Source organism: Massilia aquatica, assembly GCF_011682045.1.
GTDB lineage: Bacteria > Pseudomonadota > Gammaproteobacteria > Burkholderiales > Burkholderiaceae_D > Telluria_A > Telluria_A aquatica.
The window spans coordinates 160810-184984 of record NZ_VVIW01000004.1 but is presented as its reverse complement, the minus strand read 5'-3'; the positions used below and the strand labels follow the sequence as shown (position 1 = coordinate 184984).

Sequence of the window (24175 nt, the reverse complement as noted above, 5' to 3'; positions counted from 1 at the left end):
TCGCGGGGGCGCTCACACCGCAGGGCAATCAAGCCCCGCACATTTTGGAGCAACACATGAAAGTTATCGCATTCAATCGCACTTTGCAGGGGTCCGGAGCGAGCCGCCGCCTGCGTATCGCTGGTCAAACCCCAGGTATCATCTACGGTGGCGCTGACGCCCCGGTCATGATCCAACTGGACGGCAACGCGCTGTACCACGCACTGAAAAAAGAAGCGTTCCACGGTTCGGTCCTGGAAATGGAAATCGACGGCAAGACCCAGCCAGTGCTGCTGCGCGACTTCCAGATGCACGCATTTAAGCAATTGGTCCTGCACGCTGACTTCCAGCGCGTCGATGCCAACAGCAAGCTGCACAAGAAAATCGCCCTGCACTTCGTCAACGCCGACGTCTCGCCAGCAGTCAAATTGCACGGCGCGATCGTTTCGCACGTGCTGCAAGAGTTGGAAGTGTCGTGCCTGGCAACCGACCTGCCAGAGTTCATCACCGTTGACCTGACCAACATCGACGTTGGCCATTCGATCCACGTTGCTGACCTGGTCCTGCCAAAAGGCGTGACCGCGATCACCCACGGCAAGAACCCAACCGTTGCTACCGCTGCCGTTCCAGCTGGCCACGTGTCGGCTGAAGCTGACGCTGCCGCTGCTGCTGCCGAAGCGGCACCTGCCGCTGCTCCTGCCAAAGGCAAGGGCAAGAAGTAATCATTCGCGCGCCGCGCAAGCGGCGTGTTGAAGAACAACCCGCTTGGGCTCGCGTCCAGCGGGTTTTTTATCGTCTGTTATCCTTAGACTCCACTATGTTGAGTAAAACACCATGCCCATTCGCCTGATCGTCGGCCTCGGCAACCCCGGCCCCGAGTACCAACAGACCCGCCACAACGCCGGTTTCTGGCTAATCGACCAGCTCGCCAACAGCCTGCCTGGCTGCCGCTTGCAACGCGAGTCGCGCTTCAATGCCTTCGTGGCGAAAACCATGATCGCCGGCCAGGAAGTGTTTTTGCTCGAACCGCAAACCTTCATGAACCTGTCCGGGCAATCGGTGGGCGCGCTGGCGCGTTTTTACAAGATCGTTCCCGACGAGGTACTGGTCGTGCACGACGAGCTCGACCTGGCGCCCGGCGTGGTCAAGATGAAAAAGGGCGGCTCCAGCGGCGGACATAACGGCCTCAAGAGCATCACCGCCTCGCTCGGCACCCAGGATTACTGGCGCTTGCGCATCGGCATCGGCCATCCGCGCACCCTCGGTTCGCAGCAGCCGGTGGCCGACTTCGTGCTGCACCGGCCACGCAAGGAAGAGCAGATCCTGATCGAGGAGACCATCGACAAGAGCCTGCGCATCCTGCCGCTGGCGGTCGAAGGCAAGTTCGATATCGCGACGATGCAGCTGCATACCGCCTGATGCCGATTTTTAGCCGGTTTTGACCATGATCCGGCTGCGCAGGTCGCGCTGCATGCGTTCGAGCGGCGCGCGCATGCGCAGGTAGTCGGCCGGCGTGCAGGTGCGGCCGGCATGGCGAAAACGCAGGCTGCGCGTGACCAGCACCCGCTTGCCCTGGCGCGCATAGCTGGCCTGGTACGACAGCCCGGCCTGGTTCAGCGACAGCGCTTTCGGCAGCGCCACGATGCGGATGCCGGGCGCGAAGGTGATCACGGTCTCGTCGGCGCTATCGAGCGCGGGACAGATGAAGTCCTGGGTGCGCCTTGTTTCCTCCGCCATGGCGTCGACCGATTCGCCCGTTCCGCCCCAGAAATTGAAGCTGGTTGCCACGCCGGCCGGCCCCGGCAGGTCGGCCAGGTTGTCGCTCACGCCCGCAAACCCCATCCGGTACTCGTCGCCCGCGCCATCGAGCAGGCCGGCATCGAAACTGCCGTCGCCGTGCTGGCCCAGCGCTTCGAGCATGCGCTCGACGAAGCGCGCGCGCTCGGCCGGCGCCGTGTCGCGCACCGCCTGGCGGTACGCTTCGGCCAGCGCGCCGCCGGCCGTGCGCACCACCTCCAGCACGCCGCGCCCGTTGCGCCCGATCTCGACGCGCGCCAGCATGCGGTTGACCTCGGGCTGCATCGAGGGCGTGTGCGCCAGCTTGCCGGTCGCGGCCAGCAGCACCGGTTTGCCGAGCAGGGCGGATGGCAGATAGCCGGCCTCGACCGCATCCGAACTGGCATCGAGAAACAGCGCGAGCGCCGGAATATGCGTGATCACGTGATTCAAGATGCCCAGGGTGGGCGCATCCGGCAGGCGGTAGGCATTGCTGGCGTTGACCAGCGCGGCGCCGCTGTCGATGCCGGCCGCGCCGAGCAGCGCTTCGAGCAGGATCGCGTGGTCCCTGGCGTTGCCGTAGCGATTCTCCAGCACGGTGGCGGCCGCATGGGGCACCACGCCGCCGGCGCCGACGGGCACGGCCACGTGGCGGATCTGACGGCGCACCCATTCCGACAGCGCCAGCGCTTTGGCGCGCGGGGTGTCGATGCCGGCCGTCACTTCGCGCGCCAGCGCGGCGATGGCCGGCGTGACTGCCGCCTGCGTTTTTACGCGGGCATGATAGGCGCGCGCCAGGGCGGCGTAGTTGGGAAAGGTCGACACCGCCAGCCGCTTGCCGTAATCGAGATAGCTGACCGAGTCCGACTCGATGCGCCGGTTCGGCCCGCTGACATAGTTCCATTGGTAGACCTGGCGTCCCGCTGCGCTCGTTGCCGGCAGCGCTGCGAAGCCGGCCGCATCGGCATACAAGGTCATCGACGCCGGCATGTCGTAGATCAGGTGAAACTGCTTGCTCGCGTAAAACTGCGACGAGGACAAATCCTCGAAGTGCCCGGGAAACAAGGCCTTCTTGCGCGTGAGGACGTAACGGATGGCCACCTGGTCGCCCGCGGCGACCTCGGAAAAGGTGATGATTTTCAGGCGCGCGTCCTGGAACATGGGTGCGTCGCTCGCGGCCGGGTCGCTCCGGTCGTTGACCTGTTGCGGCAACGCCGCGATGCGCCGGCCGTCCGGCTTGATGGTGAAGGCCTGCACCTCGCCCAGTTCGTCCAGGCCGGCGTTGTAGCTGATCACGTACTGGCTGTGCGCCTGTACCGCGCGTGCCAGCACGAGGGTCTTGACGTTGTCGACCGTGAGGCGGTAGCTGCCGTCGGTCTCGACCACATAATGCTGGAGGTATTTGTCGATCACGATCGAAGGATCGGTGCCGGTATCGGCGGCGGGGGCGGCGGCTGCGCTGGTGTTGGCAAGGAGGAGGAGGGCGCTCAATACTGCGGCAAGGCAAGTGGGCATGAAGGGCTCCGGATGAGACATCAGCGGACCATGTTACGCAGGCGCTTCCGGCCGGATTTGACCTGCCGCAATCGTGCTCGGGTGGCGGGATTGCTTGACATGATGCAGAGCGGTGCATACGCGTGACCATCTTGCTATGGAGAATGGCGGTTGGAAGCAGTCGATCATTCAGCGAACCATGCTCTGAACCCATTCAGGTCGCGCTACGACTTGCCGCGCCATCCTACTTATCGCCATAATCGCACCATGCACGCACTTTCCTTCCACGCCGGCCCGCACGCGCTGGCCCACATCCGCCAGCACGGCCTGCGCGCGCGCGACATTGCCGTCGTTCCCGCCGCCGCCGGCGGCCCCAAGGGCCTGATTTTCCAGGCGCTCGACCAATGGCTGTTCGGCCACTGGTTCGCGCAGTCGCCGCGCGAGCGCGCCCTGATCGGCGCCTCGATCGGCGCCTGGCGCATGGCCGCCGCCTGCCAGGCCGATCCGGTCGCCGCCTTCGCCAGGCTGGGCGAGCTGTACTGCGGCCAGCGCTACACCGCCAAGCCGTCACCAAAGGAAATCGACAGCGTCTGCCGCAAGCTGTTGCAAGAGCTGGTCGGCGGCCACGAAGCGCAAGTGACCGCTCACCCTCACCACCGCCTGCATGTGATCGCGGCGCGCGGACGGGGTTCGCTGGCCGCGCCGGCGCACCGGCGCGCCGAAGCGACCGGTTTCGCCGCCGCCGCGCTGCTCAACCTGGCCTCGCGCGCCGGCCTGTCACGGATGGCCGAACGGGTCATCGTCAGCGACGCGCGCGGCGCCCCGGCCTGGATGGCACCCGGCTTCGACAGCTTCACCACCCATTTCGCCACGCTCGACAGCGCCAACCTGGTCGACGCCCTGCTCGCCTCCGGCACCTTGCCGATGCTGATGCAGCCGGTGCGCAATATCGCCGGCGCCCCGCCCGGCGCCTACTGGGATGGCGGGCTGGTCGACTATCACCTGGCGCTGCCGTACTCGAATCTGGCGCCAGGCGAACTCGTGCTGTACCCGCACTTCAGCGAGCACATCGTGCCGGGCTGGCTGGACAAGGCGATGCCGTGGCGGCGCATGGCGCGCGGACCCCGGCGCGGCTGGTTAGATAACGTGCTGCTGGTCGCGCCAACGGCGCAGTTCCTCGCCACCCTGCCGCGCGGCAAACTACTCGATCGTAAGGATTTCACCTATTACGGACTGGACCACGACGCACGCATCCGCCACTGGCAGCAGGCGATCGGGCAGGGCCAGCGCCTGCGCGACGAGTTCGCCGCGTTTGTCGAGCGGCCCGACCTGTCGCGTATCCGGGCGTTCTAGAAAGCAACACGGTCAAAGGCCTGGCGCCGGAGAGTGGCCAGGCCTGCTTGCGCATGCCCGGATCGGCGTGTGCCTCGCGGGCATGGCAAGCCCAAACCCGGTTTTTACGGCCCCCGGCCCCGTCCAAGGTTACAATATGGGGTTTTGGGGCTTGCGTGTTTGAGCGCCCCTCGTCCATCGAACTAGAAAGTCTTCCCATGAGTCTCCAATGCGGCATCGTCGGCCTGCCTAACGTCGGCAAGTCCACCCTCTTCAACGCCCTGACCAAAGCCGGCATTCCGGCTGAAAACTATCCGTTCTGCACGATCGAGCCGAACGTCGGCGTGGTCGAGGTGCCGGACCCGCGCATGGCTGCGCTGTCCGATATCGTCAAGCCGGAACGCATGGTCAACGCCATCGTCGAATTCGTCGACATCGCCGGCCTGGTCGCCGGTGCCTCGAAGGGCGAGGGCCTGGGCAACCAGTTCCTGTCGCACATCCGCGAAACCGACGCCATCGTCAACGTGGTGCGCTGCTTCGAAGACGACAACGTGATCCACGTGGCCGGCAAGGTCAGCCCGCTGGACGACATCGAAGTCATCCAGACCGAGCTGGCGCTGGCCGACATGGGCACCGTCGAAAAAGCCATCCACCGCGAGAACAAGAAAGCCCGTTCCGGCGACAAGGATGCCGCCAAGCTGGTCGCGCTGATGGAACGCATGATGCCGTTCCTGAACGACGCCAAGCCGGTGCGCGCGATGGGCCTGGACGCCGACGAGATGCTGCTGATCAAGCCGCTGTGCCTGATCACCGCCAAGCCGGCCATGTACGTGGCCAACGTGTCCGACACCGGTTTTGTGAACAACCCGCTGCTTGACCAGCTGACCGCCTACGCCAAGTCGCAGAACGCACCGATCGTGGCCATCTGCGCCGCCATCGAAGCCGAAATCGCCGACCTCGACGATGCCGACAAAGGCGCTTTCCTGGCCGACATGGGCATGCAGGAGCCGGGCCTGGACCGCCTGATCCGCGCTGCCTACAAGCTGCTCGGCCTGCAAACCTACTTCACCGCCGGTGTGAAGGAAGTGCGCGCCTGGACCATCCATGTGGGCGATACCGCGCCGCAAGCGGCCGGCGTGATCCACACCGACTTCGAACGCGGCTTCATCCGCGCGCAAACCATCGCCTACGACGACTATGTCGCCTACAAGGGCGAAGCGGGCTCCAAGGAAGCGGGCAAGATGCGCGCCGAGGGCAAGGAATATGTGGTCAAGGATGGCGATGTGCTGAACTTCCTGTTCAACGTCTGAGTTGAATTTGCAATAGTTACAGAGTTGGCCGCAATGCGGCCGGTTCCGCTGACAAGAAACCCCGTACATCCTGGTGATGGCGGGGTTTTTTATTGCCGCAACGATTTTTCGCAACGCTTGACTCCATTCTGCATGGACCGATGCTGTGACACGCGTCATGGGCGCGCAAAAGTAACAACCTACAATCAATAATCTATTTGCAACAGCAGCAACATCGGTCCGGCGCCGTTGGCGGGCGGCGGCAGGCAGGATGACGTGGCGGCGAACGGAAGCGACGACGATGGTAATGGCGGACACCCCCCTGGACAAGGACGCGGCCTGCGCGGCGGCCCAGTCCGACGTGGCCTACAGCCAGCTGGTCGCGCGCATCCGCCTGGTGTTGACCGTCTCCGCCGTCCTGGTCGCGATCCTCGACCACGCCGGCCGCGGCTCGGCCAACCTCACCGCGCTGATGGTCCTGTCGGCCTACGCCGTGCTGTGCGCGGCGGTCTACCTGTGCCCCCAGTGCCAGCCGCGCTGGACCCGCGGCAAGCTGCGCCACCGGCTCGACGTGGCCGTGTCGGCGGCGGTGGTGGCCGCCGTCGGCCAGGCCGACATCTTCCCGCTGGTGTTCCTGTTTTTCGCCATCGTGGTCGCCTCGCTGCGCTATGGCCTGGCCGAAGGGGGGCGCGTGACCATCGCCACGGTCCTGCTGTACTACCTGGCCGCCCTCATCACGCTGCCCGACGTGGCGCCGGGCCGGGTGCTGCTGCGCGCGGTGGTGCTGCTTGCGTTCGGGCGCGTGATCGCGCAACTGGGCGAACTGCATATCCTGGCGGCGCGCCGCCAGGCCTTGCTGCGCGAATTGAACCAGGTGGCCAACCCGCGCTTCGGCATCGAACGCAGCATGACCGCCGCGCTGGAGCGGGTGCGCGCCTTCTTCATGGCCGACAGCTGCCTGATGCTGCTCGCCGACCCTGAGCAAGGGCAAGAGCGCGGCGTGTACGCGCTGCGCGCGGTGCGGGCCGGCAGCCCCGACGTGGTCCCCGCCATCCCGCTCGACGCCGCCCTGGCGCGCGCCATGCTGCCCGAAGCGCGCACCGATGTCTTTTTGTATGTGCGCGGGTGGCGCGCGTTTGGCGGCTGTGCGCTCAGTTACGCCGACGACAGCGCCGCCTGGAGCGCGCAGGCGCGCGCCAGCCTGGGCGAACTGGCCGAGCTGCTGGGTGCGGCCTCCTTCATCAGCGTCCCGGTGAGCTTCGGGCGCGCGCAGGGCCGCATCATCGTGGCCGCCGGCACGCGCCACCTGGGCCGCGGCGACGCCCTGTTTTTGGCGCGCATCGCCGAGCAGGGACTGCGCGCCATCGAGCGCATCGACCTGCTCGACCGCATCGCCTCCGACGCCGCCGCCCTGGAGCGCAAGAAGATCGCGCTCGACCTGCACGACACCGCAATCCAGTCCTATATCGGCCTGCAGCTTGGCCTGGTCGCGCTGTGCCGCAAGGCCGCCCCCGGCAATCCGCTCGCGCCCGATCTCGACCGGCTGGTAAGCATGGCGGCCGAGGTCATCGCCCAGTTGCGCGACGACACCCAGCGCGCCTGCGCCACGCCCGGCGCCGGCGACGCCATGTTCCTGGCCGCGCTGCGGCGCCAGGCGGCGCAAGCGATGGCCGCCTACGCGGTCGAGATCCGCATCGACGCCGCGCCGGATCTCGCGCTGGGCGACCGGCTTGGCGCGGAAGTGCTGCAGATCGTCCGCGAAGGCATCAGCAACGTGTGCCGCCATACCAGTGCCGCCACCGCCACCGTGGCGCTGCGCTGCGCCGGCGCCATGCTGCGCATCGACATCATCAACCCGCACGACGGCGCCGCGCCGCCGGCGTTCCAGCCGCGTTCCCTGAGCGAGCGCGCCGCCGCTCTCGGTGGCGCCGCCGTGGTCCACCACCACAGCGCCAACGAAACCATTGTCACCGTGGAGATCCCATTATGAAAAGTGAAGCGCACGACACCGTTAAAGTGATGCTGGTCGAAGACCACCAGACCATGCTGTGGGGCCTGCAAACCCTGGTCGACGCCGAACGCCCGCGCATGGCGGTGGTGGGCACGGCGCGCACCTGCGACGAGGCGCTGGCGGGCGCCGCGCAACTGGCGCCGGACGTGATCCTGCTCGACCTCGACCTGGGCGGTGTGTCCACCGTCGAATTCCTGCCCGAGCTGCTCGCCAACGGCGTCTCGCGCGCGCTGGTGCTGACCGCCGCGCACGACCCCGAGCTGCTCGACCTGGCGGTGCGGCGCGGCGCGCGCGGCGTCCTGCACAAGGAAGTCACGGCCGACCAGGTCATCAAGGCCATCGCCAAGATCCACCGCGGCGAACTGTGGTTCGACGCCGGCACCATGGACCGCGTGTTCGGCCAGATGCTGGGCTGGCGCCGCGCGCTGCGCGCCGATCCGCCGGCCGAAAAACACGCCGCCCTGACTGCGCGCGAACGCGCCATCGTCAGCGCCGCCGTCGAACACAGCGGCAGCGCCAACCACGAGGTGGCGCAGCGCCTGTTCATCTCCGAGCACACCTTGCGCAACCATCTCAGTTCGATCTACCGCAAGCTCGATGTGCCCAACCGGCTCGGCATGTACGTGTACGCGATCCGCCACGGCCTGGCCGAACCCGGAAAAAGCGGGCAGCGGCCGGAGCGCATCACTGGCTACTAAGTACCGGCATGATGGTGCGCACGATGATGATCATCGCCGGTCCCAGCACCACCATGATAATCGCCGGGAAAATGAACAGGGCCAGTGGAATGAGCATCTTGGTCGGCACCCTGGCCGCGTGTTCCTCGGCGCGCACTTGGCGCTTGTGGCGCAGGTCTTCCGAAAACACCCGCAGCGATTCGCCGATGCTGGTGCCGAATTTGTCCGACTGCGCCAGCATGGTGGCGAAGGTGCCGACTTCCTCGATGCCGGTGCGCAGCGCCAGGTTGCGCAGCGACTGCGCGCGGCTGGCGCCGGCCCGCATCTCCAGGTTGGTCAGGTGCAGTTCCTCGGCCAGCGCGCGGCTGCTCATGCCCATTTCGTCGGCCACCCGGATCAGGGCCGCGTCCAGTCCCAGGCCCGCTTCCACGCACACCAGCATCAGGTCGGCCGCGTCGGGAAAGCGCTCGAAAATCTCGCGCTTGCGCTCGCGCAGGCGCAGCCACAGCGCCAGGTTGGGAGAATAGCAGCCAAGCAGCGCGGCGATCCCCAGGTTCATCAGCACCGTCATGTCATCCATGCCGGTCAAGGCGCGCAGGAGCAGCCAGGTGGCGCCGGCAAACACCAGCGGCAGCACGGTCTTGAGGCCAAAGTAGATCAGGCGCGCGTCGGGATGGCGGATGCCGGCATTGATGAAGCGCAGGCGCAGGGGCGAGCTTTCCCAGTCGCCGGACGGCGCCAGCACGCGCGCGAACGGGCCGACCGCCTGCGCCACCGTGGCGCTCCAGTCGGTGGCTGCGGCCGGGTTGCCGATGGCGTCCAGGCGCCGCAGCAGGCGGCTCGGTACAAACAGCATGAACAGGCCGGCGATGGCGGCGCTAACGGCCAGGCAAACCAGGACAGCGAGCACGAACATGATGATCTCCCCAGAAAAAATCAGATACGGATACGGATGATGTGACGCAGCAGCAGCACGCCGAGCGCCATCGAAAACAGCATGCCGCGCACCAGGTTCTGGCCCATCGGGTCGGTCCACAAGGGCGCCATGAAGGCCGGATTGAACACGCTCATGAGGCCACCGATGGCGAACGGCAGCAGCGACAGCAGCCAGGCCGACATGCGGCCCTCGGCCGAGAGCACGCGCACATGCCAGAACAGTTTCAGGCGCTGGCGGATCAGGCGGCTCAGGTTGCCCAGTACCTCGGTCAGGTTGCCGCCCGAATCGCGCTGGATCAGCACCGCCACCACGAAGTAGCGCAGGTCGGTAATCGGCGCGCGCACGCTCAGGTTGCCCAGCGCCTGTTCCAGCGAGACGCCGAAGTTGATCTCGTCATGCACCAGGCGGAATTCGGCGGCGATCGGATCAAGCATCTCTTCGCCGATCATCTGCAGGCCGGCTCCGAAGGCGTGGCCGGCGCGCAGGGCCCGCGCCAGCAGGTCGAGCGCGTCGGGCAGCTGCTGTTCGAGCCTGGCCAGGCGCCGCCGGCGGCGCCGCTGCACCCAGGCCAGCGGCAGCCAGGCCAGCACGCCGGCGGCCATGGCGCCGGCCAGGAAGGGCTGGTGCAGCAGGCTTGTGACCAGCAGGAAGCCGGCCGCCGCCAGCGCCACGCAGCCCAGCAGCAGCTTGGCGACGGTCCAGTTCAGGTTCGCCTGCAGCAGGTAGCGGTCCAGCTGGTGGGCGCGCGGCAGGCGCAGCAAAAAACGCTGGAACGGCGGCAGCTCGCTCATCATGCGTTCGCGCAGCAGGTGCGACTGGGACGAGCCGTCGCCGGCCGCCGACAGGGCGTTGAGGCGCTGTTCGATCTTCCTGGCCTGCGGTCCCTTGTAGGTCTTCCAGATCAGGTACAGGCCTTCGAACAGCAGCACCACCGCGACGAAGACCAGCACCGACAGCAGCGGCGACAAGGGGCCATGGGATTGAGAGAGCATGCTGGCCTCCTATTGGTAGCGGCGGGTGCTGTCGAACATGGCGTCGGGCAGGGTCACGCCGAAGGCGCGCAGGCGCTCGCTGAACTTGGGGCGCACGCCGCTGGCCTGGAAGTAGCCTTCGACCGCGCCGTCGGCCCCGACCCCGGTCTGGCGGAAGGCGAAGATCTCCTGCATGGTGATGATGTCGCCTTCCATGCCGGTGATCTCCTGGATGCTGGTGATCTTGCGGCGGCCGTCGATCAGGCGCAGGCCCTGCACCACCACCGTGATGGCCGAGGCGATCTGCTGGCGCGCCGCCTTGTGCGGCAGGTTCAGGTTGGCCATGCCGATCATGTTTTCCAGGCGCGAGAGCGCGTCGCGCGGATTGTTGGCGTGGATCGTGGTGAGCGAGCCGTCGTGGCCCGTGTTCATCGCCTGCAGCATGTCGACCGCCTCGGCCCCGCGCACCTCGCCGATGATGATCCGGTCCGGACGCATGCGCAGCGCATTGCGCACCAGCGCGCGCTGGGTGATTTCTCCCTTGCCTTCGATGTTGGCCGGGCGCGTCTCCATGCGCACCACGTGCGGCTGCTGCAGCTGCAGTTCGGCCGCGTCTTCGATGGTGACGATGCGTTCGGCCGGCGGAATGAAGCCGGACAGAATGTTGAGCAGGGTGGTCTTGCCGGCCCCGGTGCCGCCGGCGATGATCATGTTGACCTTGGACTTGCACAGGCCTTCGAGCACGGTCGCCATGTCGGGCGTGAGGCTGTGCAGGTCGTGGATCAGGTTCTCCATCTTGAGCGGAATGTGGGCGAAGCGGCGGATCGACATCATCGGGCCGTCCAGCGCCACCGGTGCGATCACCGCGTTCACGCGCGAGCCGTCGGGCAGGCGCGCGTCGACCATCGGGCTCGACTCGTCGATGCGGCGCCCCACCAGCGAGACGATCTTGTCGATGATGCGCAGCAGGTGCTTTTCGTCGGTGAAGCGCACCGTGCTCAGTTCCAGGCGGCCGCGGCGTTCCACGAAAATGCGGTTGTAGCTGTTGACCAGGATATCGGAGACGGTCGGATCGGCCATCAGCAGTTCGAGCGGGCCGAAGCCGAGCATCTCGTGCTGGATGTCGCGGATCAGCGAGCGCCGTTCCGCTTCGTTGATGGCGGCCTGCTCTTCGTCGAGCAGGCGTTCGGCCATCACCGCGATCTCGGCGCGCAGCATCGGCCCCGGCAGCGCTTCGAGCGCGGCCAGGTCGAACTTGTCGAGCAGTTTCAGGTGAATCCGCCCCTTGATGGCGTGGTAGTCGTCGCTCGCGCCAAGCGCGCTCACGCGCAGGTCGGCCTGGCCGTCGATGGCATTGAGTTGTTCACGGAAGGACATGGGATTCTCCAGGATGAGGCCGGGACGAGCGTCCGGACAGGCGTCCGAACAGGCGCGCCAGCAGGCGCGAAGGCGCGCGCTCCTGCGCTGTGCGGGCGGCCTGCGGCAGCGCCGTCAGCGCCTCGGCCAGGTCGGCCACGTCGTGCAGCACCGGATTGGCGCGCGCGCTGATCGTCAACGGCTCGCCATGGTCGATGGCGGCCGTGATCTGCCGGTACGAGTTGGACACCGTGTGAAGCGCGAACTTGCCCAGCGCCCGTTCCACGTCCGCCACGCCGATCTGGCCCTTGCGCTCGAAGCGGTTGATGATCGGTTCAATCTTGTCGGCGCTGTAATCGAGCGACTTGAAAATGGCCAGCATTTTCTTGGCGTTGCGGATCGAGCTCAATCCGGCCTGCAGCACCGGATAGATGCGGTGCGCGCGATCGAGCGCCTTGATGCTCAGGGTGGTGACCGGGCGGCCGATATCGAGCACCACGTAATCGTAATGCTGCACCGCCAGCGCCAGCACCGCATCGACATGGGCGGCGCTGATCTCGGCCGCCTGCGCATGGTCCTCGGGCGCGGCCAGGATGCTGAAATTGGGCGCCACCTTGACCGTGCTGGCCGCCAGGAACGAGGCGTCCAGGCGCGCGATCGCGCGCGCCACGTCGGCCAGGGTCGAGGGCGCGCGGCCTTCGTGCACGAAGGCGAGGGCGTCGCCGAACTGCAGGTTCAGGTCGACCAGCAGCACGGAACTGGTGCGCGCCAGCTGGAGGCTCATGCTGGTGGCCAGGAATGTCGCGCCGCTGCCGCCCTTGCAGGCGATGAAGGCGAGCACCTTGCCCTCGCTGTGCGCGCGGGCGCCGCGCAGCTTGGCGCCGACCCGCGCGAGCGCCGCCTCCAGTTCGGCCGGCGCGAGCGGCGCGGGCAGCACCTCGCGCACCCCGGCGCGCATGGCGTTGATCAGGAAATCGGGCGAGCAGGCGGCGCACAGCAGCACCACCGCCATGGCCGGATGGCGGGCGGTGACGGCGGCGATGGCGGCCAGGCCGGCGGCGTCCGAACAGCCGTCGACCAGCAGCAGGTCGGGCTGTTCGCGCTCGGCCAGCGCCGCCAGGTCGGCGGCGCCGCCGGCGGTGGCGCTGACCGCGTGCGCGCCGGCCTGCAGCAGCTGGCCGATCTCGGTGAGGCGGGTTTTGTCGGGCGATACGAGGGCGACTTTCATGGCGGGTTCCTCAGGTTGCGTTTATTGGCAAATCAGCGCGTTGTTGGGGTCGCGCCGCATCATTTCGCGCGGCAGGTAGGTGCTGAAGGTGGGCAGCGCGCGCGCCGGCACCAGCGCCCCGGGCAGGGGCGAGAGCCAGCGGTAGTGCAGGCTGGTGATGGTGAGCGTGACCCCGGCGCAGCTGGCGGCGTCGCAGCCGGCCGGCTGCCACGCCAGCGCCACCGCGCCGATCTCGGGCACCATCATGCGCATCTTCTGCAGCACCTGGCCGCTGTTGGCCGGGTCGGCGCACACCACCGCGTAGCGCGCCCCGGCGCGCGTGGCCTCGGTGGCCGCGTTCCAGGTAAACAGCATGCGCGCCATGTCGGTCGCACCGAGCAGGAACATGAAGAAGATCACCAGCACGAAGGCCAGTTCGATCGTGGTCGCGCCGCGTGGAATGGGTTTCATAATGGGCTGCGCATGGTGGCGCTGATGTCGTTGAAGGTAATGACCGAGAACCTGGCGCCGAACATGTTCGCCATCATCGGCCGGAACTGGTAGCCCGACACGCGGATCGTGACGGTGTTCATGAGCGGGTCGCTGCCGGCTGTCTGCCAGGTCGGCGCGGGCACGTTGGCGGCGGTCAGGGCCGGGTCGAGCAGGGCGCCGCTGCCGGCCACGTTCCCGTACAGGATCAGGTTGCGCGCCTCGGCCACATGGGTGCCGGGCGTCTGCACCGCCAGGTAGCGCACCGCGTCGCGCACGGTCTTGGCGGTGCTGTTGTAGCGGTACACGGCGCGTCCGAGTTCGGCGCACAGCAGCGAGACGATCAGCAGCAGCGGCAGCACGAACGCGAATTCGACCAGGGCCACGCCTTGTTGACGGTGTCTGATGGTCATGGCGCTTACCTCACCAGTACCGGCACCAGCGGCCCGCTGGCGCCGCCCGGCGTGCCGGCCGGTGCGCAGGGCGAGCTCGCGATTCCGGCCAGGCCGCGGTATTCCAGCCTGGCCGGGTCGTTGGGGCCGCTCAATGGATGCAGCATGAACATGCACACGAAATCGGTCACCTGGGACGCGCCATTGATCACCGGGACGATCACCAGGCGCCGGTTGGTGCCGAACTGGCGATGCTGGCCGGAGGCGCCCGGCGTGGCCAGCTTCTGAAAGCTGTTCAGGCGGTTGGTGTCGCCAAAGGCGATCTGCGAACCGGTCTTGATATTGGTGCCGGTGTCGGCCAGCGAGGCGTAAGCGGCGCGCTTGGTGACGTAGTTTTGCGCGCTGGCGTGCGAGCCGGCCGCCGGGGTGCCGGCAAAGGCGTTCTGCGGCACCGTATTCTTCCAGTTGGCGCTGGTGTACGCATAGCCGCTCTGGTCGGGATGGTTCAGGCTGGGCGAGTCGCTGTTCTTGTAGACCCCGAAGCGGAAGTTCCATGGGCGGTCGACGCTGGTCTGCGCGCCCGGCGTGCCGAGCGTGTCGCCCAGGCGCGTGCCGCAGTAGCCTCCCTCGGCTAGTTCGGCGGCCGTTTCGCTGGCGCTGTTGCTGCCGTCGAGGTTATACCAGCCCATTTCGCCGGCCGCTGCCGCCGCGCCGCCCTTGTCGAACACGGTGATCCATTCGCCGATCAGAAATCCATAGTTGTTGGAGGCGCTGCCGCCGATCCTGGCCTTGACCGCCACCGGGATCGGGCAGGTGCTCTGCGCGCTGCCGCGCGTGGCGACCGCGCTGGCCAGTACCGCGCGCGTGGCCGGATGGGCGGCGCTATTGCCGGTAAAGGCCCCCAGCGCATGCAGGAGCCACATTCTCACGCCATTCTGGCGGTGTTCGCACTGCGCGTAGCGCGCGCTGGCCGGCGTGCCGGTGGGCGTGTAGGCCGCGTCGCGGAAGCTGATGCCGGTGTCGGGAAACTGGCCCTGGCCATCCCAGTTGGCCGATTGCAGGTTAACCCGGTTCAGGTTGGCCGCAGTCGTGCCGGCGCGGCGCGCGCGCGCCAGCGATCCGGACTGGCCGTCGAGCTCCTGGGCTGCCGCCAGCGCGCAGCTGTCCATGGCGGTCTGCAGCTCGGTCTTGACGATGAACAGGCGCCCCAGGTCGAAGGCGATGGCGACAAACCCCAGCAGGAAAAACAGCAGGAAGCAGACCGTCAGGATCACCGCACCAGGCTGGCGCTGGTGAACGGCGTATCGCGTGTGCGGGATCATGGTTTTTATCCGAAAAATGACGGGCAGCGGCAGGCCGTGGCCCGTCGGCTGGGCTTAGGCGCAGGAGGTGCCGGTCAGGCAGTTGCCGACGCGGGTGATGAAGCCGCTGAAGTCGGCGCCGGTCAGGTTGCGCAGCGCGACCACCAGGATGATCGAGACGACCGCGATGATCAGCGCGTATTCGACCACCTGGGCGCCTTCATCGTCGCGCAGAAAAGTGCGCAGTTTGCCGCTTGCGGTGTTGAGCATGGTGTTCATGGTAGGGACCTTTCAATGGCGTTGGTTGGAGTGGGGGCGGGAGGTGCTCAAGCGCAGGTGCCGCCGGTCAGGCAGGTGCCGACGCGGGTAATGAAGCCGCTGAAGTCGGCGCCGGTCAGGTTACGCAGCGCCACCACCAGGATGATCGAGACGACCGCGATGATCAGCGCGTACTCGACGACCTGGGCGCCTTCGTCGTCGCGGGCGAAGGATTGGACCGACTGGCTTATCGTTTTCAAAAAAGCGTTCATTTTGTGACCCTTTCGATTGAGATGGATGGGCAAACATGCCCGCCCCTGCGGGCGGGGTACTGCGCCGGCGGCGGCCCCGTGGCCGCCGCCGGATGCTTCACCGGGCGGCGGGGCCGCCGGCGTTAATCACCGTGATGACCGGTGGTGGCGTCTTGAAGCTGTCGTGGTAGCGCGCCATGGCTTCGCGCGCGGCCTGGCCGTCGATGCCGGCTGCGGGGTCGGGCCGGGCGCCGGCCTGCGGGTCGGCCGTCATGGCGCTGCGCGCCTGGCGCACGGCGTCGCCGAAGCGCGCGTCGTAGGCGGGGGCGCTGGCGCAGCCGGCCAGCGCGGCCAATGCGGTGCAGATCATCAGTTTGTGCATGGCGCTCTCCTTATTTGCGGTTGGCGGGGGCGAATTTGCTCTCTGCCTTGCCTTCGGTCTTGCCCATGAAAATCAGGTCGGCGCGCTCGCCCGGCACGTGGTTGTCGGTCGGCGCCGCCAGCGCGCCGGCCGGCTTGACCAGGCGCGGCGTGATGATGAAAATGAGCTCGGTCTGGTCCTTCTGGAATTCGGTCGAGCGAAACAGCGCGCCGAGTACCGGAATGTCGCCCAGGCCCGGAAAGCGCGACAGGGTTTCGGTCACGTTGTTGCGGATCAGGCCAGCGATGGCGAAGCTCTGGCCATCGTTCAACTGCACGGTGGTATCGACCCGGCGCGTGGTAATCGACGGCAGCACCGAGGTCACGCCGCCATTGGTGGTGAAGGGCGAACCGCTTTGCGCCAGCTCCGACACTTCCGACACCAGCTTGAGGTTGATGCGCGAGCCGCCCAGCACCGTCGGCGAGAACTTCAGCCCGACCCCGAATTCCTTCTCTTCCAGGGTGACAGTCGAGCCGCCGGCCTCGCGCGCCTGGGCCACCGGGATGAAGATCTTGCCGCCCGACAGAAAGCTGGCCGACTGGCCGCTGATGGCCATGATGTTCGGCTCGGCCAGCACCCGTACCAGGCCATCCTTTTTCTGCGCATCGACGCCGAACAGGGTGGCGCCGCGCGCGCCCGCCGCCAGCCTGGCGCCGGCGCCCGCATTGCCGCCGCGCACGGCGGCGTCGGCCACGATGCCGAGCGTGGCGCCCGGGCCCGTGTGGCTGAAGCTGCCGGCCAGCGCCGGCGCGCCGCCCAGGATGCCCGAGATGACCCGTGAACCCAGGCCGTCGGCCGAGGCCACCATACGGGCGAAGTCGATCCCGAACTTGTCGAGCAGGGTCTTGCTTACTTCGGCGATTTTCACTTCCAGCATGACTTGCTGGGGCGAGCTCACGCGCAGCAGGTTCAGCACGCGCTTGCCGCCGCCGTAGGCGCCGGCCACGCGCAGCGCCTCGTCGAGCTGGCCGGCGTCGCGCACGCTGCCGGTCAGTACGATGGCGTTCTCGGCGCTCTTGACCACGATGCCGGTTTCCTCGGGCATCAGCTCGGCCAGCTTGGCTTGCAGGGTGGCCGGGTCGATCGCCACCACGATGTCGCGCAGGGTGCACACGCCGCTCGTATCTTGCAGGATCAGGCTGGTGGCGCCGGCTTTTTTACCGAGCAGGAACAGGTCCATCGGGCTGAGCAGGAGAACCTCGATGTCGGCCACGCTGTCGGCGTCGGCCGCATCGGCGCCCGCCACCGGGGCTGCCTGGGCCGGCTGCTTGCCGTCGCGCTGGCCGCTGGCCACGATGCGGACCGCCGGCGCCTTCAGGGGAATCACCGATGACTTGCCGAGCATCACCTGGACCGCTGGCGCCACCACCACCGACTTGCAATGTTTGTTGCCACTGCCACTGCCACTACCGCTGCCGCTGGCGCCCGCCGCCGCCGTGGCGCAGCAGGGGGCGGCAACCAGGCCAGCCGTCGCGACGCAGAGGGTCGCCATGCGAATGTGCTTGTTCATGAGTCATCTCTCCGTGGCGGTTCAAAAGCAATTCACTGCCAGCACGCCGTGCTGGATCACTTCCACGCAATGGGCGCGGCTGGCCGGCTGGGCTGCTAACTGCGCGGGGCGCGCCTGGCGCACTGCCGGGGCCGGCGCCGGCAGGGGCGCGGTGGCCTTGCTGGCGCCGAACAGCGCTTCCTTGGTGATGCCGGCGGTGGCCACCGTTTTCTGGTCGATCTGGTTGCGCAGCACCAGCGACAGGGTGCCGACGCTGCGCGCCAGGTCCAGCTTTTCGGCGTCGTCCAGGCTCAGTTCCAGGGTGACGGCGCTGACCACCTTCGGCTTGGTATCGTCGCGCCCGGCTTCCTGGGCGACCGCCAGCACCAGCACCCGTTCCAGCACCGTCTTGCTGATCTGCTTGCCTTCTTCGGTGCCGGATTTTTCCTGCTGCGCATTGACCATCACGTCGACATAGTTGCCGGGCAAGGCAAAGCCGGCCACGCCCACCACATCGTTGACGCGCACCGTCATGGCCCGCTTGCCCTCGGCGATCACAGCCGACAAGCCGCCCTTGGTGCCCAGCGGCGCCAGTTTGCCGTCGAGCAGCGGTTCGCCGCGCAGGATGCTGACCCGGGCGATACGGTCCTGCAACTCGGCGGCGTTCTTGAATGCGCCGGGCGGCGTGGCGCCGGCCGGCCAGTCGAGGAGGGACAGCATTTCGGCGTTGATCTTGCTGCCCGGTTCGATGTCGACCGCCGCCACCACCACTTTGTTGACGGTGACGCCGCCCTGGCGCGCTACCCAGCCGGCGGCATACACGGCCGCGACCAGCCCGATGACGAGGGCAAACGCAATCAGCCCGAGTGCCTTGAGGTTTTTCATGGTGATGTCTTTGGCGGTGTTGTTGGCTGAGGGTTGGCCGGCAGTCAGACCAGGTTGAACTGCCGAGCCACCAGGAAGCAGGCGGTGCCGATGGCGATGCTGATGCCGTAGGCGAGCTTGCCGACCGAGGGCATGGCGGCGGGCGCCAGCTGCGGCTTGCCGCTGGCGATGGCGGACCAGAACATGCCGCGCATGGCGGCGCCGGCGTTGGCCAGCATGCGCCCCATGACGCGCTTGCGCAGGCCGAAGGCGAGGGCGGCGATGCCGGCCGTGAGCACGCAGAACAGCAGCGCCTGCAAGGTGGCGTGAAAGCCGAGGAACGCGCCCACCATCGCCATCAGCTTGACGTCGCCGGCGCCCATCACGCCCATCGCGTACATCGGCAGCATGGCGCAAAAGCCGAGCAGCATGCCGGCCGGCGCCCAGGCCCAGCCGGCGTTCCAGGCGGGCGGCACGAGGCTGTTGTAGAGCAGCGCGAAGACGATGCCGCCGCCCGTGACCAGGTTGGGAATGCGGAAGGTGCGATAGTCGGCCACGGCCGCCGCCAGCAGCAGGGCCAGCAGCACCCCGGTACGCGGGTCGGTGACCAGCATGCCGAGCAGTTCGAAGAAGTAGGCTGTTTCGTTCATGGTTATGGGCCGCCAGGTTGTCGGCGATCCGCAAGGCCCCGTGGCGTTTGCGTGATCGATGAGACGAGTATATTTAGGCGGGCTCGGCTGCGAATCGGCCGGATGTCCTGTTCGGCATGGGAGGAAAGGCCTGATTTGCGCTGGTGCGGGTAGTACGAATGTCATGCGCCGTGGCGCTCAGTCCGTGCTGTTTAAGGTGTAATATTGCAAAATTGGCATCAGGCGCGTCAGCGTCATTCGTGATTGGAGGTAAGCAATGGCAACATCCTGCAAGCTGGCACTGGCCCTGGCGCTCGTGGCGGCGGGAGTGACAGCGGCGCTGGCCAATGACGACGTCAAGTGCGCCATGTGCGAGGAATGGAACCAGCCGCAGCAGCCGTTCCAGATCGTCGCCAATACCTATTACGTCGGGCCGCGCGGCTTGTCGGCGGTGCTGATCACCGGCGAACAGGGCCATATCCTGCTCGACGGCGCGCTGCCGCAGTCGGCCCCACTGATCATCGGCAACATCAAGACGCTCGGATTCCGCATCGAGGATGTGAAGCTGATCGTCAATTCCCATGCGCACGACGACCACGCCGGCGGCATTGCCAGATTGCAGCGCGCCAGCGGTGCCACCGTGGCCGCCAGCGCAGCCGGGGCGCAGGCGCTGCGCGCCGGCCTGGTCGGGCCGGACGATCCCCAGTACAAGGCCAACGGCCCGGACCGCTTTCCCAGGGTGGCGCAGGTGACCGAGGTGGCCGACGGCGCCATCCTGCGCGTCGGCCCGCTGGCGATCCAGGCGCATATGACGCCCGGACACACTCCTGGAAGCACCACCTGGACATGGCAATCGTGCGAGCCGAAGCGCTGCCTCGACGTGGTCTATGCCGACAGCCTTAATCCCATTTCGCAGGATGGTTTTCGCTTTTCGGGCAGCGCCACCATGCCGGAACGGGTGCGCTCGTTCCGGGCCAGCATCGACAAGGTCGCGGCACTCAAGTGCGACGTGCTCATTTCGGTGCATCCGGGTTTTTCGGACCTGCTGGAAAAGCACGCGGAGCGCAGCGCCGCCGGCAATCCGTTTATCGACCCGGGCGCGTGCCGCGCCTACGCCGCCAATGCCGGCCAACGGCTGAACCGGCGCCTGGCCAGCGAAGCGTCGCAATGACAGGCCGTTCATGATTACGCGTCTCGCCGTGCTCGGGTTGCACCTGCTACTGCTGTCCAGGCGTTCGGATCATCGCGGATGGCATTGAAGCGGCATGCGCTTGTAGTACGCCCCGCGTTTCCCTTTTCTTCAGCCGCGCCAGCCGTGGCTTTTTTATCGCTGGAACTGCCGCACAGAAAGGATAGACAGGTTACTACACAAGCGTATAATAATTCGCATGAACCGCCCATCCCAAAAAATCGATGCCCGGCTGCTCGCCTCCGGCATGGTCCTGCTGCCCCAGACCGGCTGCGCCGGCCTGTCGGTGCGCAAACTGGTCGATCACGCCGGCGTGAACCTCGGCATGTTTCATTACCACTTCAAGAACAAGGACAATTTCCTGCGCGTACTGCTGCAGCACATGTACGAAGACATGTTCTCCGCCCTCACGCTGCGCGCGCAAGCATCCCAGGGCGGCGCCCGCAGCCTCGATGGCGCCCTGCGCGTGCTGGCCGGCTTCGCCAGCGGCCACCGCCATCTGCTCCTGATGCTGCTGTCCGAAGCGATGCGCGGCGAAGCGCTGCCGGTGGCCTTCCTGCGCGAGAACCTGCCGCGCCACATCGCGGTGCTGGCCCGGCTGCTGCGCCAGGGCCAGGCCGAGGGCGACATCATCGACGCCCCGCCCATGCAACTGCTGCCTTTCGTGCTCGGCGCCATCGCCGGCCCGGTGTTCGCCGGCGGCGCGCTCGAACGCCTGCCCGCCGCTGAGCCCGAACTGGCGGCGCTGGCGCAGCAGGCGCTGTTGTCCGACCAAGCCATCGGCCTGCGCATCGACCTGGCCATGCGCGCCATCCTGACCGCCCCAGAGGAGTTTGCAGCGCCATGAAACCATTCCCGTTCGCCGCGTCGGTGCCGCTGATCCTGTGCGCGGCCTGCGGCCCGGCGCCCGACGACGCCTTTCCCGGCTACGCCGAAGGCGAGTACGTGCGCCTGTCGGCACCCCTGGCCGGCACCCTGACGGCGGTGCACCTGCGCCGCGGCGACCGGGTCAAGGCCGGCGCGCCGGCCTACGTGCTGGAACAGGCCAGCGAAACGGCGGCGCGCCAGGAAGCGCAAAGCCGGGTCGGACGCGCCCAAGCCCTGCTGGCGGACTTGCGCAAGGGCGCGCGCAGCGATGACATGGCGGCGCTGGCGGCGGCATTGCGCGAAGCCGAAGCGGCGCAGGCGCTGTCGCAGGCCAACCTGGAGCGCGAGCGCAAGCTGGTGGCCGACAAATTCCTCTCGCGCGCCCGGCTCGACCAGTCGGCGGCGGCGCTGGCGGCCGACCGCGCCCGGGTGGAGCAGGCCCGCGCGCGCCTGCGCGGCGCCGCCGCCAGCGCCCGCGGCGACCAGGTGGCGGCGGCCGAAAAAGAAGTCGAGGCGGCGCGCGCGCAACTGGCGCAGGCCCAGTGGAAGGTCGACCAGAAAGCCCAGGCCACGCCGGTTAGCGGCATGGTCAGCGATGTGGCCTACCGCAGCGGCGAATGGGTGCCGGCCGGCGCGCCCATCGTCACCTTGCTGCCGGCGGCGAACATCAAGGCGCGCTTCTTCATTCCCGAAACAGAACTGGGCAAGATCCGCGTGGGGCAGGGCGCCGTCATCGCCTGCGACGGCTGCCCCAAGCCGCTCAAGGGACGCATCACCTTCATCGCACCCGAGGCCGAGTACACCTCGCCCCTCATCTACAGCAAGGAAAACCGCGCCGCGCTGGTGTTCATGGTGGAGGCCTCGCTTGATGCGGGACAGGCCGCACTCCACCCCGGCCAGCCGCTGACGGTGCGTGCGGAACGACCATGATCGCGCCCGCGTCAGACATCGTCATCGACGTGCAGGGCCTGACCAAGTCCTATGGCGCCCGCATGGTGGTCGACCATGTCGATATCCGGGTCGAGCGTGGCCGCATCTACGGCTTCCTGGGGCCGAACGGCAGCGGCAAGACCACCACCATCCGCATGCTGTGCGGCCTGCTCACGCCCGACGAAGGGCAGGGCCGCTGCCTCGGCTACGACATCCGCCTTGAGGCGCGCCAGATCAAGAAGCAGGTCGGCTACATGACCCAGAAATTCGGCCTGTACGACGACTTGAGCATCGAAGAAAACCTCGACTTCGTGGCCCGCGTGTACCAGGTTGCCAAGCGCCGCCAGCGTATCGCCGATACGCTCGATCGGCTTGGCCTGGCCAGCCGCCGCGCGCAGCTGGCCGGCTCGCTCTCGGGCGGATGGAAGCAGCGGCTGGCGCTGGCCGCCTGCCTGATCCACGACCCGCAACTGCTGCTGCTCGACGAACCGACGGCTGGCGTCGACCCGTCCGCGCGGCGTGCATTCTGGGACCAGATCCACGACCTGGCCGCCGCCGGCATGACGGTGCTGGTCTCGACCCACTACATGGACGAAGCGGAGCGCTGCCACCAGCTGGCCTACATCGCCTACGGCAAGCTGCTCGCGCGCGGCAGCGTGGCCGAGGTGATCGCCTCGGCCGGCCTGCACACCTGGTCGCTCACCGGCCCGGACCTCAACAGCGCCGCCCACAGCCTGCGCGGCGCGCCCGGCATCCGCACGGTGGCGCCGTTCGGCATGACCTTGCATGTGAGCGCCAACTCGGCCGAGGCGCTGGCACAGGCGCTGGCGCCGCCGGCACTGGCGCGGCTGGCCGCCACGCCGATCGAGACCAGCCTGGAAGACGTCTTCATCGCGCTGATGCAGGACGCACAGGATAACTTCGGCGGAGCGGCGCCATGAACTGGCGGCGCATGCTGGCGGTGCTGCTCAAGGAACTGCGCCAGGTGCGGCGCGACCGGCTCACCTTCGGCATGATGGTCGGCATTCCGGTCATGCAGCTGATCCTGTTCGGCTTTGCCATCAACAGCGATGTGCGCCACTTGCCGCTGGCGGTGGCCGACCATGACCGCAGTGTGTTTTCGCGGCGCCTGGTGGCGGCGCTGGAGACGTCGCAGTATTTCCGCACGGTGCGCCACGTGCGCGGCGCGGCCGAGGGAGACGCCCTGCTGGCGCGCGGCGAGGTGCAGTTCGTGCTGGTGGTGCCGGGCGACTTTTCGCGCAAGCTGGTGCGCGGCGAACGGCCGGTGATCCTGCTGGCCGCCGACGCCACCGATCCGGCCGCGACCGGCAACGCGCTGGCGTCGGTCAATGCGATCGCCGCGCGCGCCATCGGCTCGGAACTGCGCGGGCCGCTGGCGCGCCTGCGGCCGGGTGAGGCGCCTTACGAAATCCGCAGCCAGCGCCGCTACAATCCCGAAGGGCTGACCCGCTACAACATCGTGCCCGGTCTGATGGGCGTGATCCTGACCATGACCATGGTGATGATGACGGCGCTGGCCATGACGCGCGAGCGCGAACGCGGCACCATGGAAAACCTGCTGGCCACGCCGGTCTCGCCGCTCGAAGTCATGATCGGCAAGATCGTGCCGTATATTTTGATCGGTTACATCCAGGTCGGCGTGATCTTGCTGGCCTCCTGGCTGGTGTTCGATGTGCCGATGGTGGGCAGCCTGGCGCTGTTATCAAGCGCGCTGGTGCTCTTCATCGCCGCCAACCTGGCGATCGGCTTCACCTTTTCCACCATCGCGCGCAACCAGATGCAGGCGATGCAGCTGACCTTCTTTTTCTTTTTGCCGTCGATGCTGCTGACCGGCTTCATGTTCCCGTTCCGCGGCATGCCGGGATGGGCGCAGGCGATCGGCGAAGTGCTGCCGCTGACACACTTCCTGCGCATCACGAGGGGGATCATGTTGAAGGGGAACGATCTGGCCGACGTGCTGCCGCACGTCTGGCCGATTGCGCTGGCGATGGGTGTCGCCGGCACGGTGGCCATGCTGCGCTACCGGCAAACCCTCGATTAATCGG

General features: G+C 67.4%; 25 protein-coding genes. 11 read left to right on the top strand and 14 right to left on the bottom strand.

All coding sequences use genetic code 11. From position 1 onward, the window contains the following. Positions 1-56 precede the first annotated feature (56 nt). Both F1609_RS09385 and pth read left to right on the top strand, forming a co-directional pair. The gene (locus F1609_RS09385) at positions 57-701 is read left to right on the top strand and encodes a 50S ribosomal protein L25/general stress protein Ctc (protein ID WP_167076209.1); all 645 of its coding nucleotides are present in this window, start codon (positions 57-59) and stop codon (positions 699-701) included. 112 nt (positions 702-813) lie between these two features. After that, on the top strand, positions 814-1398 hold the full coding sequence (pth, locus tag F1609_RS09380; RefSeq protein WP_167076208.1) for an aminoacyl-tRNA hydrolase: 585 nt from the start codon (positions 814-816) through the stop codon (positions 1396-1398). Positions 1399-1407: 9 nt separating this feature from the next. Here pth and F1609_RS09375 read toward each other — a convergent pair whose 3' ends face one another. Further along, the gene (locus tag F1609_RS09375; RefSeq protein ID WP_167076207.1) at positions 1408-3270 is read right to left on the bottom strand and encodes a DUF3857 domain-containing transglutaminase family protein; all 1863 of its coding nucleotides are present in this window, start codon (positions 3268-3270) and stop codon (positions 1408-1410) included. A 246-nt stretch (positions 3271-3516) separates the two neighbouring features. Here F1609_RS09375 and F1609_RS09370 point away from each other — a divergent pair, with 246 nt between their 5' ends. The 4 genes from F1609_RS09370 to F1609_RS09355 all read left to right on the top strand — a co-directional run bounded on the left by F1609_RS09370 (position 3517) and on the right by F1609_RS09355 (position 8579). After that, a complete protein-coding gene (locus tag F1609_RS09370) occupies positions 3517-4602 on the top strand; it encodes a patatin-like phospholipase family protein (RefSeq protein WP_167076206.1) in 1086 nt (361 codons plus the stop codon). A gap of 197 nt (positions 4603-4799) precedes the next feature. Then, on the top strand, positions 4800-5891 hold the full coding sequence (ychF, locus tag F1609_RS09365; protein ID WP_166870843.1) for a redox-regulated ATPase YchF: 1092 nt from the start codon (positions 4800-4802) through the stop codon (positions 5889-5891). A gap of 286 nt (positions 5892-6177) precedes the next feature. Next, entirely contained in the window at positions 6178-7860 is a 1683-nt protein-coding gene (locus F1609_RS09360) for a histidine kinase (RefSeq protein ID WP_167076205.1), read from the top strand. Next, positions 7857-8579: a response regulator transcription factor gene (locus F1609_RS09355; protein WP_167076204.1), complete on the top strand. Its 723-nt coding sequence runs from the start codon at positions 7857-7859 to the stop codon at positions 8577-8579. Before F1609_RS09360 ends, F1609_RS09355 begins: the two co-directional genes overlap by 4 nt. On the opposite strand, the gene F1609_RS09350 is transcribed toward F1609_RS09355, so the two are convergent. The 13 genes from F1609_RS09350 to F1609_RS09290 form a co-directional block, all read right to left on the bottom strand. After that, complete coding sequence (locus tag F1609_RS09350) at positions 8566-9474, bottom strand: type II secretion system F family protein (RefSeq protein WP_167076203.1); 909 nt, start codon at positions 9472-9474, stop codon at positions 8566-8568. The genes F1609_RS09355 and F1609_RS09350 overlap by 14 nt on opposite strands. A 20-nt stretch (positions 9475-9494) precedes the next feature. Further along, positions 9495-10487, bottom strand: a complete 993-nt coding sequence (locus tag F1609_RS09345; RefSeq protein ID WP_167076202.1) for a type II secretion system F family protein — start codon at positions 10485-10487, stop codon at positions 9495-9497. A 9-nt stretch (positions 10488-10496) separates the two neighbouring features. Next, positions 10497-11843, bottom strand: a complete 1347-nt coding sequence (locus F1609_RS09340; RefSeq protein WP_167076201.1) for a TadA family conjugal transfer-associated ATPase — start codon at positions 11841-11843, stop codon at positions 10497-10499. Continuing rightward, positions 11830-13050 (bottom strand): CpaE/TadZ family protein, encoded by a 1221-nt coding sequence (locus tag F1609_RS09335; RefSeq protein ID WP_167076200.1) that lies wholly within the window; start codon positions 13048-13050, stop codon positions 11830-11832. The genes F1609_RS09340 and F1609_RS09335 overlap by 14 nt, the downstream gene beginning before the upstream one ends. A gap of 21 nt (positions 13051-13071) precedes the next feature. Further along, positions 13072-13500: a TadE family protein gene (locus tag F1609_RS09330; RefSeq protein WP_167076199.1), complete on the bottom strand. Its 429-nt coding sequence runs from the start codon at positions 13498-13500 to the stop codon at positions 13072-13074. Then, on the bottom strand, positions 13497-13931 hold the full coding sequence (locus F1609_RS09325) for a TadE/TadG family type IV pilus assembly protein (protein WP_187362974.1): 435 nt from the start codon (positions 13929-13931) through the stop codon (positions 13497-13499). The genes F1609_RS09330 and F1609_RS09325 overlap by 4 nt, the downstream gene beginning before the upstream one ends. A 5-nt stretch (positions 13932-13936) precedes the next feature. Continuing rightward, positions 13937-15232 (bottom strand): pilus assembly protein TadG-related protein, encoded by a 1296-nt coding sequence (locus F1609_RS09320; protein WP_167076198.1) that lies wholly within the window; start codon positions 15230-15232, stop codon positions 13937-13939. A 54-nt stretch (positions 15233-15286) separates the two neighbouring features. Beyond that, complete coding sequence (locus tag F1609_RS09315) at positions 15287-15490, bottom strand: Flp family type IVb pilin (RefSeq protein ID WP_370661608.1); 204 nt, start codon at positions 15488-15490, stop codon at positions 15287-15289. Between the two features lie 47 nt (positions 15491-15537). After that, entirely contained in the window at positions 15538-15741 is a 204-nt protein-coding gene (locus F1609_RS09310) for a Flp family type IVb pilin (protein WP_167076197.1), read from the bottom strand. A 97-nt stretch (positions 15742-15838) separates the two neighbouring features. Then, entirely contained in the window at positions 15839-16102 is a 264-nt protein-coding gene (locus tag F1609_RS09305) for a hypothetical protein (RefSeq protein WP_167076196.1), read from the bottom strand. A gap of 10 nt (positions 16103-16112) precedes the next feature. Beyond that, entirely contained in the window at positions 16113-17651 is a 1539-nt protein-coding gene (locus F1609_RS09300; protein ID WP_167076195.1) for a type II and III secretion system protein family protein, read from the bottom strand. A 21-nt stretch (positions 17652-17672) separates the two neighbouring features. Next, a complete protein-coding gene (gene cpaB, locus F1609_RS09295) occupies positions 17673-18515 on the bottom strand; it encodes a Flp pilus assembly protein CpaB (RefSeq protein WP_167076194.1) in 843 nt (280 codons plus the stop codon). 44 nt (positions 18516-18559) lie between these two features. After that, the gene (locus F1609_RS09290; RefSeq protein ID WP_167076193.1) at positions 18560-19144 is read right to left on the bottom strand and encodes an A24 family peptidase; all 585 of its coding nucleotides are present in this window, start codon (positions 19142-19144) and stop codon (positions 18560-18562) included. A 256-nt stretch (positions 19145-19400) separates the two neighbouring features. On the opposite strand from F1609_RS09290, the gene bla reads away from it, so the two are divergent. The 5 genes from bla (at position 19401) to F1609_RS09265 (ending at position 24171) form a co-directional block, all read left to right on the top strand. Beyond that, positions 19401-20294, top strand: coding sequence for a subclass B3 metallo-beta-lactamase (bla, locus tag F1609_RS09285; protein ID WP_167076192.1), 894 nt, complete (start codon positions 19401-19403; stop codon positions 20292-20294). A gap of 217 nt (positions 20295-20511) precedes the next feature. Beyond that, a complete protein-coding gene (locus tag F1609_RS09280) occupies positions 20512-21159 on the top strand; it encodes a TetR/AcrR family transcriptional regulator (protein ID WP_167076191.1) in 648 nt (215 codons plus the stop codon). After that, on the top strand, positions 21156-22109 hold the full coding sequence (locus F1609_RS09275) for an HlyD family secretion protein (RefSeq protein WP_167076190.1): 954 nt from the start codon (positions 21156-21158) through the stop codon (positions 22107-22109). Before F1609_RS09280 ends, F1609_RS09275 begins: the two co-directional genes overlap by 4 nt. After that, on the top strand, positions 22106-23050 hold the full coding sequence (locus F1609_RS09270) for an ABC transporter ATP-binding protein (protein ID WP_167076189.1): 945 nt from the start codon (positions 22106-22108) through the stop codon (positions 23048-23050). Before F1609_RS09275 ends, F1609_RS09270 begins: the two co-directional genes overlap by 4 nt. Then, positions 23047-24171: an ABC transporter permease gene (locus tag F1609_RS09265; RefSeq protein WP_167076188.1), complete on the top strand. Its 1125-nt coding sequence runs from the start codon at positions 23047-23049 to the stop codon at positions 24169-24171. Before F1609_RS09270 ends, F1609_RS09265 begins: the two co-directional genes overlap by 4 nt. Positions 24172-24175: the final 4 nt, after the last annotated feature.